A 16,614-nucleotide genomic window follows, 5' to 3' on the forward strand; every position below is an offset into this window, starting at 1 on the left:
CTTCAGGATTCCCTCGGCCCTGCGGACCAGCTTCTGGACCGCCCTGTCCCGCTCGGACGTCGCCTCGCGATAACCCTTGGCCTCAGCGCCGCTGGCGGCCCGCCTCTGCGCTAGCCGCAGCCGGTCCCCCGCCTCGACCGCCTCTTTCAGCTCGTGGGGATGCGAGCGAGCCAGCTGGTTGACAGCCCACGCAGACGGCGTCGGCCTTCGCAGTGCCTTCACCCCGGCCGCGCGCTCCTTATCCCCCGCCGCCCGCAGTTCCTTGGCCAGGCGGTCGCGTACGGTCACGAATTCGTCCGGTCGTACCCCGTACAGCTCGTCCAGCGGGTCCATCGGTCCAAATGATCGCGCACGAACCCGCACCGGCGGCTCGACCTGGCGTCGATAAACTGGAGATCTCTCTCCCCCGGCCCGCGGACGAAAGGAACCCGTGAGCCAGCAGTTGACCCACCCCCAGGCCGGCGCCTCCCCCGTGGAGGCCGAGTTCAGCGTCTCCGGCATGACCTGCGGCTCGTGCGCCGCGCGCGTTGAGCGCGTCCTGAGCCGCAAGCCGGGAGTGCAGCAGGCGGCGGTGAACTTCGCCACCGAGCGCGCGACCATCGTCTACGACCCCGGGGCCGTCACCGCCGAAGACCTCGTCACCACGGTCGGCCGCAGCGGCTATGGAATGTCCCCGGTGGAGCCGACGTCCCAGGAGGCGGCAGACGCCGAGGGGGCCCTGCAGTCGATGTGGCTCAGGCGGGTCCTGCTCGCCTGGCCGGCGGCGATCGCAGTCCTTGTGCTGTCGATGGCTTTCATGGGCAGGCGGTGGGCGGACCTGTCCGCGTTCGCGCTGACGGTCCCGATCCAGTTCTGGGCAGGGTGGCCGTTCCTGCATCAGGCGGCCGTCCGGGCCCGCAGCCGGTCGACGAACATGGACACGCTCATAGCCATCGGGACGCTGGCCGCGTTCGGCTACTCCACCTGGGCCCTGTTTTTCGGCGGACACCACACCGACCACTACTTCGACAGCGCCGCGCTGATCATCGCGTTTCTTCTGCTGGGCAGATACTTCGAGGCCCGCGCCAAGGGACGCGCCTCAACGGCCATCCGCGCGCTGCTGGAGATGGGGGCCAAGGAAGCCCGGGTTTTGGTGGACGGACAGGAGCGAATGGTTCCAGTCGACCAGGTGAAAGTCGGCGACCTGCTCGTGGTGCGTCCGGGAGAGAAGATCCCGGCGGACGGCGTGGTCACCGCGGGGGGCTCCGCGGTGGACGAGTCGATGCTCACCGGCGAGTCGGTACCCGTCGAAAAGAAGCCCGGCGACAACGTGACCGGGGCGACGATCAACGCCCACGGAGCCCTGACGGTCCGGGCGACCGCCGTGGGAGCCGACACGGCTCTGGCTCAGATCGTCCGGCTCGTGCAGGAGGCCCAGGGGACGAAGGCCCCGGTCCAGCGTCTGGCGGACAGGATCGCCGGCGTGTTCGTCCCGGCTGTTCTGGTGGTCGCCGCGCTCACCTTTGCCGGCTGGGCCGTCCTCGCGGACAACCCGGCCTCCGGACTGGTGGCCGCCGTGGCCGTGCTCATCATCGCCTGCCCCTGCGCGCTCGGACTCGCCACCCCCACCGCGATCATGGTCGGCACCGGGCGCGGGGCTTCGCTCGGTGTGCTCATCAAAGGCGGCGAGATCCTCGAGCGGTCCAAGCGCATCGACACCGTGGTCTTCGACAAGACCGGGACGCTCACAAAGGGACAGATGTCGGTCACCGACGTGAGAGCCGAGCCGGGAGGGTCCACTTCGGCGGTCCTTGTCAAAGCCGCCGCTGCCGAGTCGTCGTCCGAGCACCCGATCGCCCGGGCGATCGTGGAGGCCGGACGCGCCGCGGGTGCGGCCATCGAGGCCAGCGGGTTCACGTCCGTCACCGGCCACGGCGTCCGGGCGACCGTGGACGGCACCGATGTCTTCGTAGGCAGGCGCAAGCTCGTTGCTGAGGCGGGCCTGATCCTGGACGAGTCGCTGGAACAGGCGGCCACAGCGCTGGAGGAGCAGGGGCGCACGGCGGTGTTCGCCGGGTGGGACGGCCGTGTACGAGGCGTGATCGCGGTCGCCGATACGCTGAAGGACGAAGCCCCGGCCGCCGTCGCGCAGCTGCGTGGGATGGGTATCCGCGTGGCCATGATCACAGGCGACAACGCTCGCACGGCGGACGCGATCGCGCGGCAGGCGGGGATAAACGACGTCCTGGCAGAGGTCCTGCCGGCGGACAAGGTCACTGAGGTCCGGCGTCTCCAGGAGCAGGGACGGGTGGTGGCGATGGTGGGCGACGGCATAAACGACGCGCCGGCCCTCGTCCAGGCGGACCTGGGAATAGCGATCGGCACCGGAACGGACGTCGCGATCGAGTCATCGGACATAACCCTGCTGTCGGGGGACCTGCTGGCCGTGCCTACGGCAATCCGGCTTTCACGCCGGACGTTCCGCACGATCCTGCAGAACCTGGGATGGGCCTTCGGCTACAACGTGGCCGCCATCCCGCTGGCGGTCCTGGGACTGTTGAACCCGATCATCGCGGGGGCCGCGATGGCCTTCTCCAGCGTGTCGGTGGTCCTGAACAGCCTGCGCCTGTACCGCTTCGGGCGACGGGGAGCCTGAGCCAGCCGCCACAGACGCTAAGCGGCACTAAAGGACATCACCTCGCCGGCGCAGCCCCCACGGTCTCGGCCGGCGCTGGCCCCCGAGGGTGCGCGCGATCCGTTCCTCATCGGGCAGCGAGTCCCACGCGCGCTGGGCGGCATCCCGGAACAGCGCGCGCAGCGTCTTGACGTGCACGGGGTCGATCTTCATTCCCTGGAAGTTGTACCGGCTCAGCTTGAGGTAACCGGCTCGGACAACGGCCCTGACTGCCGCCTTCTCCTTGTCCGTTAACGGGAAGGTCCATCCGTTGTCGTCCACGACCCGTTGCGACAACCCGGCGACGACATCCCGTGGGCCTTCCTTCGATCGCGGCTCACGGCCGCCGGCCTGATGCTTCTTCTCCACGGCTTCCTCCGGGCGCGCCTTCTGACTGGGAGCAGCAGTGCCCGGGGTGGGAGTCGAACCCACAACGCCCTTGCGGGCAGGGGATTTTAAGTCCCCGGCGTCTGCCGATTCCGCCACCCGGGCCCCCGCCAGTGTAGGAGCCCTAGGACGGCTATCGTCCGGGCCGCCCCCTATACTCCTGACCTGATGGAGTCGCGTCTGCGTCGCCGGATGGTGGTGTTGGGGCTGGCCGCTACGGGTGTGGTCGCCGGACACGCCGCAGGTTACGCGATCGCCTTCCCAGGGGAGTCGCTCCGCCGGCAGATCCTGGCGCAGACCGGGCACGGCTGGTTGTCCTGGGGGACGCTCCTGGCCGCGGGAATCGGATTCATGGCCGCCGCCGCCATCTTCGTCGCCGGGTCCCGCCGCATGACCTCTGGACGAGGCACCTCGCTGTACCTGCAACTCGCCACGCTTCAGGTCACCGGCTTCTTGGCCATTGAGGCGGCTGAGCGCCTGGCGTCCCACCATCCACATGGCCCCGGCTGGCGCGCCGTATGGATCGGAGTGCTCGTGCAGCTGCTCGTGGCAGCGGCCAACGTCCTGCTTTCGCGGACGGCCCACTCTGCCGGCCGTGTTCTTGCGGCTCGGCGCGGGACTCAGTGGCCTACGCGCGCTCTTCGCATCTCTCTTCCTGAGAGCCTGGTCTTCGTTCGACCCGCCCCTGGCTCCCCGGGCGCTCGCGGCCGCGCTCCGCCCTTCGGCTTCCTCGCCAGCTGAACGCAGCTTCTCCTCCAGCGAGGAAGGGAGCCTTCAATGAGGTATCGCTTTGCTGCCGTGCTTGCGGCCGTGATCTTGTCCGCGGGTCCGGCGGCAGCCCACGAGACAAAGCCCGCCGGGCCGCTGCGCGTTGCGGTCGGGTGGTCCACCGAGCCCCCGTACGCGGGGCTGGCCAACGCCGTCGAGGTGACTGTTACGGATGCGGCCGGCAGGCCGGCCACGGATGCGTCGCTCAACGTCGTCGTCACTTTCGGCCCCCGTTCCAGCAGCGCTCTGCCTCTTGCGGCGACACCCGGGACCCCCGGACGGTACGCCGTGACGCTGGTCCCTACCCGGCCGGGCGACTACGCGTTCCGCGTAACGGGGCAAGCCGCCGGCCAGGCGGTCGATCTCAACTACACCTCCCGCGAGAAGATGATCGAGCCGGTCCTGAGCAGTGGCTCGGCTCAGTTCCCGTCCCGCGAACCGTCGGCTGCGGAACTCGCCTCGAGGACGCAGAGGCTTTCGTCCAGGGTGGATTCGGCTCTGGCGGACGCCGCCCGCGCACGATTGGAGACGAAGGTCGTGGCGGTGGCGGCCCTCCTGGCCCTCGTGCTGTCGGTCGTCTCCCTCCGGAGACGCAAGACGGATGCGTAGAGCGGTCGTCGCGCTTGTGGGGGCCGTTGCCGTCCTGCTCCCAGCCGGGCCCGCTCAGGCTCACGCGGTCCTGGTGTCGTCGTCGCCCCCGGCCGGTTCATCAGCCGAGTCCGCTCCGGCAGCGGTGCGCCTGACCTTCAGCGAGCACCCGGAGCCGAGGGCGTCGTCCGTTGTCATCCTGAACGCCGCAGGCACACAGGTGGCCTCGGGATCCGGAGTAGCGCCGGACGACCCGTTGACGCTGTCCGTCGCCACGTCCGGGCTGGCCAACGGCAGCTACACGATCTCCTGGCGCGTGCTGTCCAGAGTGGACGGACATCTCACCGCCGGTTCCCTTTCTTTCGGAGTCGGAGAGCCGGCGCAGTCGGGTGAAGCATCGGCAGCCATGCCCAAATCCTCCCCCATCGGCACAGCGGGGCGTGTCCCGCTGTACGCCGGGCTGATCGTCCTGCTCGGTGGTTCGGCCGTCGCGGCAGTGGAGTGGTCCCGCATCTCGCGTCGAGCGTTGCTGCGCCTGCTGAGGACGGCCTGGCTGGCCGCCATGGGTGGCGTCGCTCTTCTCGCCACAGGGCAGGCCCGCGACTCGGCGCTCGGCCTCACTTCCTACCTGCAGACGAGCGTCGGCCGGGCCGCGGCCGGACGCGCCGTCGCGGTGTCCTGCGCGGGCCTTTCCCTGCTGCTGGCGGCGCGCATGGTCAAGGGCCGGGTCCGCGAGGCGCTGGCCTTCACGGGCGGTGCTTGCGCGGCCGCCGTCTGGATCCACGTCGCCTCCGGACACGCGGCCGCCCAGCGCTCCGCGACGGCAGCCGTCGCGATTCAAGTCGCGCACGTCCTGGCGGCGGGACTGTGGATCGGAGGACTCGCAGCCATCGCCGCGGGAGTCCGATCGCCGGGCGCAGATGCGTCCGCGTCCGTGCGCCGGTTCTCCACCATCGCCGGGATGGCGTTGGTCGTAGTCGTCGTAACAGGCACGCTGAGGGCTGTGGACGAGGTCGGCAGCTGGGACAGGCTCACGGGCACATTCTTCGGACGCCTGGTGCTGGCGAAGGTGTGTCTGCTCGTCCTGCTCGCACTGCTCGGGGCCATGAATCGCTACCGGCACGCACCGCGTGCGTCGTCCACCCTTACTCCCCTGCGCAGGACGTCCGTCGCCGAGCTGTCCCTGGCTGCGGTCGTAGTGGTCGTGACGGCGCTACTGGCGAGCAATCCGCCCGCGTCGGTGGCCGATGCCACACCAGCTTCCGTCACCGTCTCCGGAACGGACTTCGGCACGGCAGTGCGGGCGAGACTGCGGGCTACCCCCGGCTTTCCCGGTACCAACGAGTTCGTCCTGACGCTCACGGACGCAGACTCGCGCCAACCATTCACCGCGGACGAGGCGTCGCTGCGGTTCTCGCTGTCCGGTCGATCCGATCTCGCCCCTGCGACCCTCGACCTCCAACGACAGGGGCCGGGACGCTTCACGGCCCCCGGCGCCACCCTCTCGATCCAGGGACGGTGGCAGGTGCTGGTGACTGCACGCCGGGGCATCGACACGTTCGAGATCCCCCTCGCCCTCACCACCAGGCAGCGGCCGCAGCAGGTGGACGTGGTGGAGGCACCGGGACAGCCGGCTCTGCACACGGTGACTCTCGAGGACGGGTCGTCTGTACAGGTGTACGCAGACCCACAGCGCCCCGGACCCGCGGAGCTGCACGTGACGTTCTTCAACCCTCGAGGAGGAGAGCTCGCCGTCGGCGACGTGAACCTACGGCTGCGGGCGCCCGGAGCGCCCGCAGCCGAGAAGACGCCGGTACGCGTGTTCGGACCGGGCCACGTGGTGGCCGACGTCACGCTCACCCCAGGCAGCTGGGCAGTCGAGGTGAATGCAACCGCCGCAACCGGCCCCCCGCTGGCCGCCCGGCTGTCGATCCGCGTAGGACCGTGAGGAGGACCCCGTGAGAAAGGCCGTCGCCGTCGTCCTGGCCCTGACGTCCTGGTCGTGCGCCCGGGGGTCGCCTCAGTCGACTCCGGCCCCGCCCACTCCGGCGCGCATCGCATCCACCGCCACCGTGGACCTTGTTACGCCCAAGCCGGGCGCGGTCGTCCAAGGCCCGAGGGTGGACGTGCGGATCGCGCTGAACGGGGGAGAGATCAGGACGGAAACCAGCCGCGACCTCAAGCCCGACCTGGGGCACCTGCACCTGCTTCTGGACGGCAAGGTCGTGTCGATGAACTACGGGCTCGAGCAGAAGCTGGACGTCGCGCCCGGAGACCATCTGCTCCAGGTCGAGTTCGTCGCGCTGGACCACGGCCCGTTCAGTCCCCGAATCACCGACACCTCCAACTTCACCGTCAGATGAGCGCCGTCGCCACCTCCGCAACCGACATCAGGCCGGCCTTGGTGGCAGCCGGGCTCCTGCTGCTCGTAGCGCGGCGGCCGGTCCCCGGAGCAGTCGCAATGACGGTCGCGGCCGGATCGCTCGCAGTCGCATCGCGGGGGCAGCGAGCCCGGCGGGTGCGGCCACTACACGCGGGCCTGGTCACGGCGCTGGGCATTGTCGCGTTCGCCGCATCGCGCCTCTTCGGCCGGGCGACCCCGCTTCCGGCACCACCGCTGACGATTGCGGCGGACGTCGTCGCGGCAGTCGCGGAGGAGGCCTTCTTCCGTCACCTCATGTTCCAGGTACTGCAGCCGTTCGGGCCCGTGGTGGCGGTCGCCGGTACGGCGGCTGCGTTCGCCGCCATCCACATCCCGATGTACGGACTGCGCTCGGTGCCGTTGAACTTCGCCGCCGGACTTCTGTTCGGCTGGCAGCGCCACGCCACCGGAACCTGGACTTCGCCCGCTGCCTCACACGTGATCGCGAACCTGCTCAGCAGGTGATTGGAGAACGGAAAATGACAAGAGCTGCAGCGTTGGCAGTGTCACTGCTCATCGCCGCCGCATGCGCGCCGGCCACCGAGTCGGAGCCGATCGTCATCGGTGCCGTCTACCCGACCGGTGGGGGCCAGGGTCCGGGCGGCATCGAGGAGTACCAGGGACTGCGCGTGGCGGCTGACCTCGTCAACCGCGCCGGCGGAGTCCGCGGCCGGGACGTGAGGTTGCGCCTGGAGCAGGCCGACTCGTCGGACCAGGCTCCCGGAGCGGTGGACCGCTTGGCGGCACGCGGCATCGAGATCGTGGCCGGCAGCTACGGGAGCACGATCAGCCGCCCAGCGGCGGAACGAGCGGCGGACAACCGGATGCTGTTCTGGGAGACCGGGGCCGTCGGCGAGATCGGCATGGCGCCGGGGCCCGGACGGCGCTTCTTCCGCGTGACCCCGACCGGAGAGGTCCTGGGCAAGGCAGCCGTGGAGTTCGTCCGGGACCAGGTCGGACCGCTGGTCGCCCCCGGTGTCTCGCTGCGGTGGTCGGTCGTGTACGTGGACGACGTATACGGACGCTCGGTGGGCACCGGCGCCGTCGAGGAGATCCGGCGAGCCGGACTCACGCTGGCCAGAGCCATTCCCTACCGGCTGCAGGGGGCCGACTACGCCGCCATAGCGCAAGAGATCGGCGAAGCAGGCACAGACGTCCTCGTCGTGTCGTCCTACCTGGACGACGCCGTCGCCCTCCGGCGCGAGACGGTCCGTCAGAGGATCCCCCTCAAGGCAAGCATTGGGACAAGCTCCAGCTACTGCATGAGGGAGTTCGGGGAGCTGATGGGAGACGACGCCGTGGGGCTGTTCGCCTCGGACAAGCCAACCGGCATGGCGATCGACCCTGGGCGGCTGTCGCCGGAGGCGTCGCGGACCCTCACGGAGGGCCGCGACGAGTACAAGCGCCGATTCAAAGACGAGATGACCGCTCCCGCGCTCGCGGGCTTTGCGGCCGGCTGGGCGCTGTTCCACCACGCACTTCCAAAGGCGAATGGGCTCGATGCTGACTCTGTCGCCGTTGCCGCGCGCGCGCTAAACCTGCCGGACGGGTCACTGCCCAACGGTGGCGGACTCCGCTTCGGCGGCACGGAGGGCCAGAGCGCCGGTGCCAACATCAGGGCAGCGCGGGTCATCTGGGAGTGGGTGCGCCCGAAGACGAGAGCCATCGTCTGGCCCCCCGCGTTCGCGAACGAGCCGATCCGGGCGAAGGCGCTGACATGACGCGCAAGGTCTGGCTCTGGGGACTGGCAGCGGCCACGCTTTACGCGGCCGTCGCCGCCGCCACGTTCGGCACGAACACCCTGCCGTCACGTCCACTGTTCGATGGCCTTGCCCCGCCTGTGCCGTACAACTGGGTCGAGCCGCCGCGGGGGCTGAAGAAGGCGGCCAAGCCGACCGGCGCTCAGGACACCATCCCCCTCGACGACACAGGCTCCGCGGAGAAGTCGATCGCCACGGTCGACGGCCAGGCCTTCTTGGTGTTCAAGAAGGGTTCCTTCGCCCCGCAGAGCGGCGAGACCGGGGTTTCCGTCACCCTGGAGCCCGTTTCGATCAACGCGATCCCGGCAAAACCTCCGGGGGACAAGAAGTTCGACGGCAACGGTTACAGGGTTCGCGCGACCTACCAGCCCTCGGGCCGCGTGGCGTCGCCGACCCAGACCATGACGGTGGTTCTGAGGTACGCCCGGCATGGCACTCACGTCTTCGCCGTGCCCGCGCGTGGGCGTCCGCGGCAGTTGAAGTCGACGGCTACCGCCGCCAACCTTCAGGTGTTCGCCGAGTCCGACACCCTCGGGACGTTCGTCCCGGTCGGCAACCCCGCTCCCCCGCCCAAGAGCGACCTGCGGACACGCCTGGAGTATTTGGCGGTCGGCGCGGCCGCCACCTTGCTTGGCGCCGCCGTCTACTACGGTCTTCCAGCACTCAAGCGCCGGAGGACCGTCCCGGCCCCGCCCCCGGGCAAGGGCGGCCGGGCCAAGGGCAAACCGAAACGCCGCCGATGAGCCCTCCCGACGTCCAGAGCAGACGGCCCGAGAACACCGGGACCCATCCTAGCCAGGCTGTGAGCGCATCCGGCTGATGAGCCCGTCCAGGATGTCGCTCTCGGACACGACCACCTCCTGCGCCCCCGACCACCGGACGACCTCCCGCAGGATCAGCGCCCCCGAGCCGATGACGTCCGCGCGTCCCGGGTGCATCGCGCCCAGAGACCGGATCTGGTGGGACGGCATCCGCAGCAGCGCTTCGGTCCAGTTGCCGACTTTCTCCGCGGACAGCCGGCTGTGGTGGACGCGCGACCGGTCGTAGGTCTTCAGTCCCAGCGACAGGGCCGCCAGGGTCGTCACCGTCCCGGCGACGCCGACCAGCACCTCGGCCCCCGTGACGTTCAGCTCGCGGTCGGCTTCCCGCAGCCCTTGGCGGACCAGGGCATGCGCGGCCTCGACCTCCAGCACCGACGGCGGATCGGACTTCAGGCAGCGCTCCCGGAGGCGAACCGCACCCAGGTCCAGCGACCACACCGATTCGGCCCGCCCAGTCCCGCGCACGAGTTCGGTCGATCCCCCGCCGATGTCCACCACGAGCGCAGGCTCGGCGGGCAGTCCGGACGTCGCGCCTTCGAACGTCAGCCGTCCCTCGTCGGCCCCCGTCAGAACCTCGACCTCCACCCCGGCCACCGACCGGACCGCTTCGCAGAACTCATCGCGGTTGGCCGCGTCGCGCAGGGCGCTCGTCGCCGCGACGACGCTCCGGGACGCTCCCAGCCCCCGCGCCCGCCGGACGTAGGAGCCGACCACGGCCACCGTCCGCTCGACCGCAGCCGCCGCCAAGACCCTGGTCGCGTCGACGTCCTGGCCCAGGCGCGTCACCTCCACCAGCCGGACGACCTCCCGCCCGTCCGGCTCGGTGACCAGCAGCCGGACGGTGTTCGTCCCCACGTCGATGGCGGCGAGCCTGCTCATGGCGCAGGGACGTCCACGCACGGCGGGGGCCGCAGGACCGGACCCGCCACCTCCTCCACCCAGGCCCCCACGGGGTTGCCGCCGCAGACGGCGTGGTGCGCGTAGTGGGAGTGCAGGCACTTCACGCGGTCGGCCGGACCTCCGCCGACGCCGCCCGCACCGTCGAGCACATGGATGGAGTCCCGCCGCGCCACGTAGTCGGCCTGGGCGTCGTCGAACGCGCGGCGGAAGTCGTCGTCATCACGGAGCCGATCGTTGAGCTCGCGCATCCGGCCGTCACCTTCGAGCCTGCCGATCTCGGAACAGGCGCGCCTGCAGGTGAGCCAGTACAGCGTCGGGAACGGACTTCCCCCGGCCAGCGGATGTGTCTCCACCACGGCGGGCAGCCCGCACGGGCACCGGACCGCTACCCGCGCCGGCTCAAGGACGCGCCGCTGGAGCTGCAGAGACACTGCCTGGCGGTCGGCGGGGCTGAGCCCGAACGGCTCGGACGTGCTAACCCTGCTTGCCGCGGAGGTTGCGCTTGATGTCGGCCAGGCGCTCGTTGGACCGCCGAAGGTAGCTCTTGAGCATCTTCTCGAACTCAGGGTCCGAACCCTTCCGCAACGGCCTTCGGTCGCGCGGGTCGGGCTCCTGAAGCGCCTTGATGGACAGGTCGAGCTTGCCGTCGGGCTTGGTCCCCATCACCTTGACGCTGACCCGGTCGCCTTCGCGAAGGAACTCCTTGACGTCCTTCACGTACGCCCGGTCGATCTGCGAGATGTGAATGAGACCCTTCTCGCCGTTGTCCAGATCGATGAAGGCGCCGTACGGTGCGATCTTCGCGACCGCGCCTTCCACCGTCTCGCCGACTTCCGCCATCAAACCTCCTGTGGGAAACCCATCGTAGAAACGCCCCTAGGGGGCGTCAACCGGCTACTTCAGCTCGACCGTGGCGCCCGCGCCCTCGAGCGCGGCCTTGATCTTCTCGGCCTCGTCCTTGGCGATACCCTCGCGGACCGGCTTGGGAGCCCCGTCCACAAGGTCCTTGGCTTCCTTGAGCCCGAGCTGGGTAACGGCGCGAACTTCCTTGATGACCTGGATCTTCTTGTCTCCAGCGGACACCAGCACCACCGTGAACTCGTCCTGCTCCGCGGCGGCGGCGGCGCCGTCGCCTCCGGCTGCACCGGCTCCGGGAGCCGCTGCGGCCATCGGGGCGGCAGCCTGGATCCCGAACTCGTCCTGCATCTTCTTGGCCAGGTCGGCCGCCTCCAGGACGCTCATCTCCTTGATTGCATCCAGCAGGTCGTCAACGCTCATTTTCGCCATGACTGTCACTCTCCTCTGCTTGCCAGCTGCTCCAGCACGTACACGATGCGGCCGAGCGGCGCCTCCAGCGTCGCTGCGATCGCAGAAAGCCCGGACGTAAGCGATCCGGCCACCTTCGCGCGGGACACGTCCAGCGGATCGACCGTGGCCAAAGCCTCGGTATCGCCCGCCGTCATCACCCGCCGGTCCAGCAGCCCGCCCTTGATGACCAGGCCCGGATTGTCCTTTGCGAAACCCGTGAGGGCCTTGGCGGCCGCGACCGGGTCCCCGTAGCAGTAGGCGACCGCGGTCGGACCCTGAAGCAGGTCGTCCAGGCCCTCGATGCCCAGCTCGGTCGCCGCCCGCAGGGTCAGCGTGTTCTTCACGACCCGGTACTCGACCTCGGTCTGCGCGAGGCGGGTGCGCAGGTCGCCCAGCTGTCCGACCGTCAGCCCCCGGTACTCCGTGAGCACGACGGTGCCCGCCCGCTCCAGGCTGTCGCGGATGGTCGCGATGGCCTCGACCTTCTCGGGCCGGACCTTGACCTCGTAGCCTTCCTTCATGACAAAACCCCCGTCCCGTTCGGACGAGGGCCGAAGTCAATCCGCGGTGTGCGACTGACCTCGGCAGGCGCCTGGTGAGGCGTTCGCCCTTGCGGGACCTGCTGTCTACGGCGTCAGAAGTATAGCGGAGCGGACTGCGCTCCCTGACGTGCTGCTGACTACTCTCCGGACTTCGCCCCTATGACGTCCTTCGGAGCGATGTTCGGGTCGATCTTGAGGCCCGGGCCCATCGTCGAAGAGAGGGTGATCCCCTTGACGTACTTGCCCTTGGCGGTGGCCGGCTTGGCGCGGATGAGCTCCTCCAGCGCGGCGGCGAAGTTGCGCACCAGCGCCTCGGACTCAAACGACGCCTTGCCCAGGATCAGGTGGACGTTGCCGGTCTTGTCCGTGCGGTACTCGACCCGGCCCCCCTTGATGTCCTTGATGGCCTTGCCCACGTCTACGGTGACGGTGCCGGCCTTCGGGTTGGGCATCAGCCCGCGCGTGCCGAGCGTCTTTCCGATGCGCCCGACCTTCGGCATCATGTCGGGGGTCGCCACGGCGACGTCGAACTCCAGCCACCCGCCGGTGATCCGCTCGATGAGGTCATCGGCGCCGATGATGTCGGCGCCGGCCTCCTCGGCCTCGCGCGCCTTGTCGCCCTGGGCGAACACCGCTACCCGGACCGTCTTGCCGGTCCCCGCGGGCAGAGCCACCGTCCCGCGGATCATCTGGTCCTGCTTGCGAGGGTCGATCCCGAGCTTGAACGCGACCTCGACCGTCTCGTCGAACTTCGCGCTGGCGCTCTTGCGGATGACCTCGATCGCCTCGGGAGCCGAGTGGATCTTGTCGCGGTCGATCTGCTCGTGGACCGCCTTGAGTCTCTTGCCAACCTTGGCCATGGCTACTCCACTGTTACGCCCATGGAGCGGGCGGTCCCTTCGATGATCTTCATCGCAGCGTCTATGTCGTTTGCCGTGAGGTCCGGCATCTTCGCCTCGGCGATGTCCCGGACCTGGCGGCGCGACAGCTTCGCGACCTTGTTGCGGTGTGGCTCCGCAGACCCCTTCTCGATGCCGGCGGCCTTTCGGATCAGGACTGCGGCCGGCGGAGTCTTGAGCTGGAAGTCAAAGGAACGGTCGGCGTAGATCGTCACCTCGACCGGGATGATCGTCCCGACCTGGCTGCGCGTCGCGTCGTTGTACTGCTGGATGAACTGCCCGATCGCCACCCCGTGCTGTCCCAGAGCCGGACCGACAGGGGGAGCCGGGGTCGCCTGACCCGCCGGCAGCTGCAGCTTAAGGATCGTCGTTATCTTCTTGGGCTTTTTGGACATGACCTTGCCTTTCTAGATCTTGGCTACCTGGTCGAACGGCAGGGTGACCGGGGTCTCGCGGCCGAAGATGTCCACCAGGACGACGACCGTCTGCTGGTCCATGTTGATCTCCGAGATCGGACCGCTCATCCCCGCGAAAGCGGTGGCCGTCACCTGGACGACCTCGCCCTGCTCGAACTCCAGCCGCGGACGCAGCCTCTCCTCGGTCTTCGGCGCGAGGATCCTGTTGACCTCGGCGTGCTCCAGTGGCGCGGGCTTGGCTCCCGTCCCGACGAAGCCTGTGACGCCGGGGGTGTTGCGGACGACGTACCAGGAGTCGTCGTCCAGCTCCATGCGCACGAGGATGTAGCCGGGGAAGACCTTTTTCTGGACCAGCTGCCGCTTGCCCGCCTTGAGCTCCATGACCTCTTCGGTCGGGACGACCACGTCGTAGATCTTGTCCTCCATGTTCATGGACTGGATCCTGGACGCCAGGTTCGCCTTCACCTTGTTCTCGTAGCCGGCGTAGGTGTGGACGACAAACCACTCGCCCGGCAGGAACAGGTCCGGACCCTCGTCCTCTTCCTCGTCGTCGGCGTCGGCGTCAACGTCCGCATCCTCGGAGGCGGCCTCGGGCGCGGAGTCCTCGACTGGAGCCTCGGAGGCGGGCTCGGGCGCGGGATCCTCGACTATCGACTCGGGAGTCTCGGGGACTTCGTCCACGACAGGCTCGTCGGTAGCGACGCTCGTGTTCGTCTGCGCCTCCTCGATGTCCGGAGGCGACACTTCGGTGTCGTCTGGCCTCATGGCGCCGCGGTATCTCCGGGCCTGAGCAGGGCGACGATCGCCTTTGCGAACCCGAGGTCGAGCACGAACACGATTCCGGTCAAAAGCAGGACGACGACCACGACGACCGTCGAGTACGTCACGACCTCCTGCGCGCTCGGCCAGATCACGCGGCGCAGCTCACCCTGGATCTCGCGGATGAACTGGCGCATCTTCACGCGCTCCCTGCGCTGCGGCGGGGGCACGGGCGGACGGGCGCGGGCGACGTCCTTTTCGGCCGACTGCCTGTCGCGCTTCATCCGGCGCTTGATCTCGCGATTCACGACGTGACCTTTCCGTTAGTTCGTGCTAGCAGGGCCGGAGGGAATCGAACCCCCAACCCCCGGTTTTGGAGACCGGTGCTCTGCCAATTGAGCTACGGCCCTAGGAATGCGTGAACAACAAGTATAGACACGCCACCAGCGGCCTCGCGCGGGGCAGCCGATGCCGGCCCATTCCGGTTCGGGGGCAAGCGGCCTTGGGGGGGCTCAGGCCGCGACGGGGCGGACTTTGCGCTTGGCGACCACCAGCCCGACGGCGGTAGCAGCCGCCGCGGCCCCCATGGCCGCGCTGCGCCAGAACATCGGGTGGGACACGGCGTTGCGCGCCCAGCGCATGCGGGACCTGCTGAGCAGCGTCAGCAGCTGTGCCTCGAGCATCTCCGGGGGCTCGGCCAAGGACGTGGCCAGCGAGGACAGCGAGACACCCATCTGTTCCGCCCGGCGCATCTCGGTGCGGCACTCCGGACAGCCGTCCAGGTGGGGAGCCAGGGCGTGCATCGGCGAGTCCTGCGTCCAGATCATCCTTCGGACGGTGCTGCAGTCGGTCATGCGATCACCTTCTCCTGGGGTCCCTCGCTGGAGGCCCATTCGGGGAACCGGGCCACGAGCTCGTCGCGCAGGCGCCTGCGGGCCCGGTGCAGCCGGACCTTGACCGCCCCCGGGGTCACACCCAGGATCTCGGCCGCCTCGTCTCCGGACATGTCGTAGACGTCGCGGAGCACGATGACCGTCCTGTACGCCTCCGGAAGTTGCCTCATAAGCTGCTCCAGCTCCTCGGCCGCCACCCTGCCGGTCACGACCGCCTCCACGTCCACCGGCGAAGCCTCGTGCTCCGCCACGTTCTCCGTCGGGATGTCCCGCCGGGTCCTGCGCCGCATCTCCGAGATGCACACGTTGCTGGTGATCTTGAAAAGCCACGTCGGAAAAGCGTCCGGTTCCCCCAGCCGCTTCAGCCCCCGGACCACCCGGATGTAAGTCTCCTGAGTGGCCTCGGCGGCGTCGTCGGGGTTGCCGAGGAGCCGCAGAGCCAGCGTGTAGGCCGCCCTGTAGGACCCCTTGATGAGGTCCTCCATCGCCTGCCGGTCGCCGCTCTGGGCGGACCGGATCATCTCCGGTGGGACGTCCACTCACTGCCTCCGTTGTTGAAAGACGCTCAAAGCGAGCATCAGGTTACCCGCCAAGGCCCGAGCGCCGACGTGCCGGGGGCCGGACAATGGCCCGTGCCCTGGAGTTGGATCCGCCCCGCAGACCACACCCTTCTGAAGGGCAGGCCGCTGCTGGACATCGGCACCGGTGACGGCCAGACGGTGGCAAACGTGTCGCCGGGCGGCCTCATCGTGGGGGTCGACCACGCGCCCGAGCCGCTTCTTCGCTCGGCACAGGCGACGGGGGTCCGGACCCTGCGAGCGGACGCCCTCCGGCTGCCGTTCAAGCCCGCCTCGTTCGGTGCCGCTTTCGCTGCGGACTTGTTCCACCACCTGGACGACGACGGACTGCGCGCGGTGCTGTCCGAGGGACTGCGGGTCGTTCGTCCGGGTGCCCCGCTGGTGGCCTGGTGGTACCTGAATCCCGGACGGCCCGGTCCGGGATCGCCGCCTTACCCGCGGCCCTACGACCTTGTCGCCTCCGTCGCCGCCGGAGCGGGGTGGCGCTCGGTGGAGCCGCTTCAGCTCGAGCCGACGCTGGAGCCAGCGCCACCGACCGCCGGCCTGGTAGCCCGAGGGGGCTGAGTCAGCGGGTCTCGCGGTGGGCCTGGTGCTTGCGGCAGGTCGGGCAGTACTTCTTGAGCTCCAGCCGGTCCTTGTGCTCGCGCTTGTTCTTCATCGTGGAGTAGTTGCGGTTCTTGCACTCCGAGCACTCCATCGTGATGATCACGCGAACTTCGCCCTTGGCCATGACAGGTCCTTTCGCCGGTAGCGCTGGAGGCTACTTGATGATCTTGGTCACTCGGCCCGCACCCACGGTGCGGCCGCCTTCACGGATGGCGAAGCGCTGGCCCTCCTCCATGGCGATGGGGGTGATCAGCTCCACGTCCATCTCGGTGTTGTCTCCGGGCATGACCATCTCCACTCCCTCCTGCAGGGTG

At 69.2% G+C, this 16,614-nt stretch carries 24 protein-coding genes and 2 tRNA genes; 9 read left to right on the forward strand and 17 right to left on the reverse strand.

Going from position 1 to position 16,614, the window contains the following annotated elements; translation table 11 throughout:
* A partial coding sequence (locus VNE62_10895; protein ID HVE92785.1) for a hypothetical protein occupies window positions 1–333 on the reverse strand: 333 nt, incomplete at its 3' end.
* 97 nt (window positions 334–430) lie between these two features.
* On the opposite strand from VNE62_10895, the gene VNE62_10900 reads away from it, so the two are divergent.
* Window positions 431–2,635 (forward strand): heavy metal translocating P-type ATPase, encoded by a 2,205-nt coding sequence (locus VNE62_10900; protein ID HVE92786.1) that lies wholly within the window; start codon window positions 431–433, stop codon window positions 2,633–2,635.
* Between the two features lie 27 nt (window positions 2,636–2,662).
* On the opposite strand, the gene VNE62_10905 is transcribed toward VNE62_10900, so the two are convergent.
* A complete protein-coding gene (locus tag VNE62_10905; GenBank protein HVE92787.1) occupies window positions 2,663–3,022 on the reverse strand; it encodes a hypothetical protein in 360 nt (119 codons plus the stop codon).
* Between the two features lie 38 nt (window positions 3,023–3,060).
* Window positions 3,061–3,145: transfer RNA gene (locus tag VNE62_10910), tRNA-Leu, on the reverse strand.
* Between the two features lie 63 nt (window positions 3,146–3,208).
* Between VNE62_10910 and VNE62_10915 the strand changes: the two genes are divergently transcribed.
* From VNE62_10915 to VNE62_10945, 7 genes are read left to right on the forward strand one after another with little or no spacing between them, the layout of a single operon-like run.
* Window positions 3,209–3,781, forward strand: coding sequence for a hypothetical protein (locus VNE62_10915; protein ID HVE92788.1), 573 nt, complete (start codon window positions 3,209–3,211; stop codon window positions 3,779–3,781).
* A 36-nt stretch (window positions 3,782–3,817) separates the two neighbouring features.
* Window positions 3,818–4,417 carry a FixH family protein gene (locus tag VNE62_10920; GenBank protein HVE92789.1) on the forward strand — a complete coding sequence of 200 codons (600 nt, stop codon included), beginning with the start codon at window positions 3,818–3,820 and terminating at the stop codon, window positions 4,415–4,417.
* Window positions 4,410–6,344: a copper resistance protein CopC gene (locus VNE62_10925; GenBank protein ID HVE92790.1), complete on the forward strand. Its 1,935-nt coding sequence runs from the start codon at window positions 4,410–4,412 to the stop codon at window positions 6,342–6,344. Before VNE62_10920 ends, VNE62_10925 begins: the two co-directional genes overlap by 8 nt.
* A gap of 10 nt (window positions 6,345–6,354) precedes the next feature.
* Window positions 6,355–6,759, forward strand: coding sequence for a hypothetical protein (locus tag VNE62_10930; GenBank protein HVE92791.1), 405 nt, complete (start codon window positions 6,355–6,357; stop codon window positions 6,757–6,759).
* Window positions 6,756–7,283, forward strand: a complete 528-nt coding sequence (locus VNE62_10935; GenBank protein HVE92792.1) for a CPBP family glutamic-type intramembrane protease — start codon at window positions 6,756–6,758, stop codon at window positions 7,281–7,283. The genes VNE62_10930 and VNE62_10935 overlap by 4 nt, the downstream gene beginning before the upstream one ends.
* Before the next feature lie 38 nt (window positions 7,284–7,321).
* Entirely contained in the window at window positions 7,322–8,539 is a 1,218-nt protein-coding gene (locus VNE62_10940) for an ABC transporter substrate-binding protein (protein ID HVE92793.1), read from the forward strand.
* Window positions 8,536–9,321 (forward strand): hypothetical protein, encoded by a 786-nt coding sequence (locus VNE62_10945; GenBank protein HVE92794.1) that lies wholly within the window; start codon window positions 8,536–8,538, stop codon window positions 9,319–9,321. The genes VNE62_10940 and VNE62_10945 overlap by 4 nt, the downstream gene beginning before the upstream one ends.
* A 48-nt stretch (window positions 9,322–9,369) precedes the next feature.
* Here VNE62_10945 and VNE62_10950 read toward each other — a convergent pair whose 3' ends face one another.
* The 12 genes from VNE62_10950 to VNE62_11005 all read right to left on the reverse strand — a co-directional run bounded on the left by VNE62_10950 (window position 9,370) and on the right by VNE62_11005 (window position 15,655).
* Window positions 9,370–10,278 (reverse strand): Ppx/GppA phosphatase family protein, encoded by a 909-nt coding sequence (locus VNE62_10950; protein ID HVE92795.1) that lies wholly within the window; start codon window positions 10,276–10,278, stop codon window positions 9,370–9,372.
* On the reverse strand, window positions 10,275–10,730 hold the full coding sequence (locus VNE62_10955) for a DUF501 domain-containing protein (GenBank protein ID HVE92796.1): 456 nt from the start codon (window positions 10,728–10,730) through the stop codon (window positions 10,275–10,277). Before VNE62_10955 ends, VNE62_10950 begins: the two co-directional genes overlap by 4 nt.
* Window positions 10,731–10,773: 43 nt before the next feature.
* Window positions 10,774–11,139 carry a S1 RNA-binding domain-containing protein gene (locus VNE62_10960; GenBank protein ID HVE92797.1) on the reverse strand — a complete coding sequence of 122 codons (366 nt, stop codon included), beginning with the start codon at window positions 11,137–11,139 and terminating at the stop codon, window positions 10,774–10,776.
* 54 nt (window positions 11,140–11,193) lie between these two features.
* Window positions 11,194–11,586: a 50S ribosomal protein L7/L12 gene (gene rplL / locus VNE62_10965; protein ID HVE92798.1), complete on the reverse strand. Its 393-nt coding sequence runs from the start codon at window positions 11,584–11,586 to the stop codon at window positions 11,194–11,196.
* A gap of 5 nt (window positions 11,587–11,591) precedes the next feature.
* Entirely contained in the window at window positions 11,592–12,128 is a 537-nt protein-coding gene (rplJ, locus tag VNE62_10970; protein HVE92799.1) for a 50S ribosomal protein L10, read from the reverse strand.
* A gap of 158 nt (window positions 12,129–12,286) precedes the next feature.
* Window positions 12,287–13,009, reverse strand: coding sequence for a 50S ribosomal protein L1 (gene rplA / locus VNE62_10975; protein ID HVE92800.1), 723 nt, complete (start codon window positions 13,007–13,009; stop codon window positions 12,287–12,289).
* A gap of 2 nt (window positions 13,010–13,011) precedes the next feature.
* On the reverse strand, window positions 13,012–13,443 hold the full coding sequence (gene rplK, locus VNE62_10980; GenBank protein ID HVE92801.1) for a 50S ribosomal protein L11: 432 nt from the start codon (window positions 13,441–13,443) through the stop codon (window positions 13,012–13,014).
* Window positions 13,444–13,455: 12 nt separating this feature from the next.
* Window positions 13,456–14,229, reverse strand: coding sequence for a transcription termination/antitermination protein NusG (gene nusG, locus VNE62_10985; GenBank protein HVE92802.1), 774 nt, complete (start codon window positions 14,227–14,229; stop codon window positions 13,456–13,458).
* The gene (gene secE, locus VNE62_10990; GenBank protein HVE92803.1) at window positions 14,226–14,531 is read right to left on the reverse strand and encodes a preprotein translocase subunit SecE; all 306 of its coding nucleotides are present in this window, start codon (window positions 14,529–14,531) and stop codon (window positions 14,226–14,228) included. The genes nusG and secE overlap by 4 nt, the downstream gene beginning before the upstream one ends.
* Before the next feature lie 29 nt (window positions 14,532–14,560).
* A tRNA-Trp gene (locus VNE62_10995) sits at window positions 14,561–14,633 on the reverse strand.
* Between the two features lie 102 nt (window positions 14,634–14,735).
* Window positions 14,736–15,077: a hypothetical protein gene (locus VNE62_11000; protein HVE92804.1), complete on the reverse strand. Its 342-nt coding sequence runs from the start codon at window positions 15,075–15,077 to the stop codon at window positions 14,736–14,738.
* Entirely contained in the window at window positions 15,074–15,655 is a 582-nt protein-coding gene (locus VNE62_11005) for an RNA polymerase sigma factor (protein HVE92805.1), read from the reverse strand. The genes VNE62_11000 and VNE62_11005 overlap by 4 nt, the downstream gene beginning before the upstream one ends.
* A 93-nt stretch (window positions 15,656–15,748) precedes the next feature.
* On the opposite strand from VNE62_11005, the gene VNE62_11010 reads away from it, so the two are divergent.
* Window positions 15,749–16,258: a class I SAM-dependent methyltransferase gene (locus VNE62_11010; protein ID HVE92806.1), complete on the forward strand. Its 510-nt coding sequence runs from the start codon at window positions 15,749–15,751 to the stop codon at window positions 16,256–16,258.
* A gap of 1 nt (window position 16,259) precedes the next feature.
* On the opposite strand, the gene rpmG is transcribed toward VNE62_11010, so the two are convergent.
* Window positions 16,260–16,424 (reverse strand): 50S ribosomal protein L33, encoded by a 165-nt coding sequence (gene rpmG, locus VNE62_11015; protein HVE92807.1) that lies wholly within the window; start codon window positions 16,422–16,424, stop codon window positions 16,260–16,262.
* A gap of 30 nt (window positions 16,425–16,454) precedes the next feature.
* Window positions 16,455–16,614 (reverse strand): elongation factor Tu (locus VNE62_11020; protein ID HVE92808.1); only part of this gene is annotated, 160 nt, incomplete at its 5' end.

This window comes from Actinomycetota bacterium (assembly GCA_035536535.1).
Taxonomy (GTDB): Bacteria; Actinomycetota; JAICYB01; order JAICYB01; family JAICYB01; genus DATLNZ01.

Bases quoted from the DNA above. Each gene is read 5' to 3' on its own strand.
- rpmG (HVE92807.1), bottom strand. From the start codon at position 16,424: ATGGCCAAGGGCGAAGTTCGCGTGATCATCACGATGGAGTGCTCGGAG.
- rplJ (HVE92799.1), bottom strand. From the start codon at position 12,128: ATGAAGGAAGGCTACGAGGTCAAGGTCCGGCCCGAGAAGGTCGAGGCC.
- nusG (HVE92802.1), bottom strand. From the start codon at position 14,229: ATGAGGCCAGACGACACCGAAGTGTCGCCTCCGGACATCGAGGAGGCG.
- rplA (HVE92800.1), bottom strand. From the start codon at position 13,009: ATGGCCAAGGTTGGCAAGAGACTCAAGGCGGTCCACGAGCAGATCGAC.
- VNE62_10935 (HVE92792.1), top strand. From the start codon at position 6,756: ATGAGCGCCGTCGCCACCTCCGCAACCGACATCAGGCCGGCCTTGGTG.
- rplK (HVE92801.1), bottom strand. From the start codon at position 13,443: ATGTCCAAAAAGCCCAAGAAGATAACGACGATCCTTAAGCTGCAGCTG.
- VNE62_10920 (HVE92789.1), top strand. From the start codon at position 3,818: ATGAGGTATCGCTTTGCTGCCGTGCTTGCGGCCGTGATCTTGTCCGCG.
- VNE62_10960 (HVE92797.1), bottom strand. From the start codon at position 11,139: ATGGCGGAAGTCGGCGAGACGGTGGAAGGCGCGGTCGCGAAGATCGCA.
- VNE62_10950 (HVE92795.1), bottom strand. From the start codon at position 10,278: ATGAGCAGGCTCGCCGCCATCGACGTGGGGACGAACACCGTCCGGCTG.
- VNE62_10945 (HVE92794.1), top strand. From the start codon at position 8,536: ATGACGCGCAAGGTCTGGCTCTGGGGACTGGCAGCGGCCACGCTTTAC.
- VNE62_10915 (HVE92788.1), top strand. From the start codon at position 3,209: ATGGAGTCGCGTCTGCGTCGCCGGATGGTGGTGTTGGGGCTGGCCGCT.
- rplL (HVE92798.1), bottom strand. From the start codon at position 11,586: ATGGCGAAAATGAGCGTTGACGACCTGCTGGATGCAATCAAGGAGATG.
- VNE62_11000 (HVE92804.1), bottom strand. From the start codon at position 15,077: ATGACCGACTGCAGCACCGTCCGAAGGATGATCTGGACGCAGGACTCG.
- VNE62_10925 (HVE92790.1), top strand. From the start codon at position 4,410: ATGCGTAGAGCGGTCGTCGCGCTTGTGGGGGCCGTTGCCGTCCTGCTC.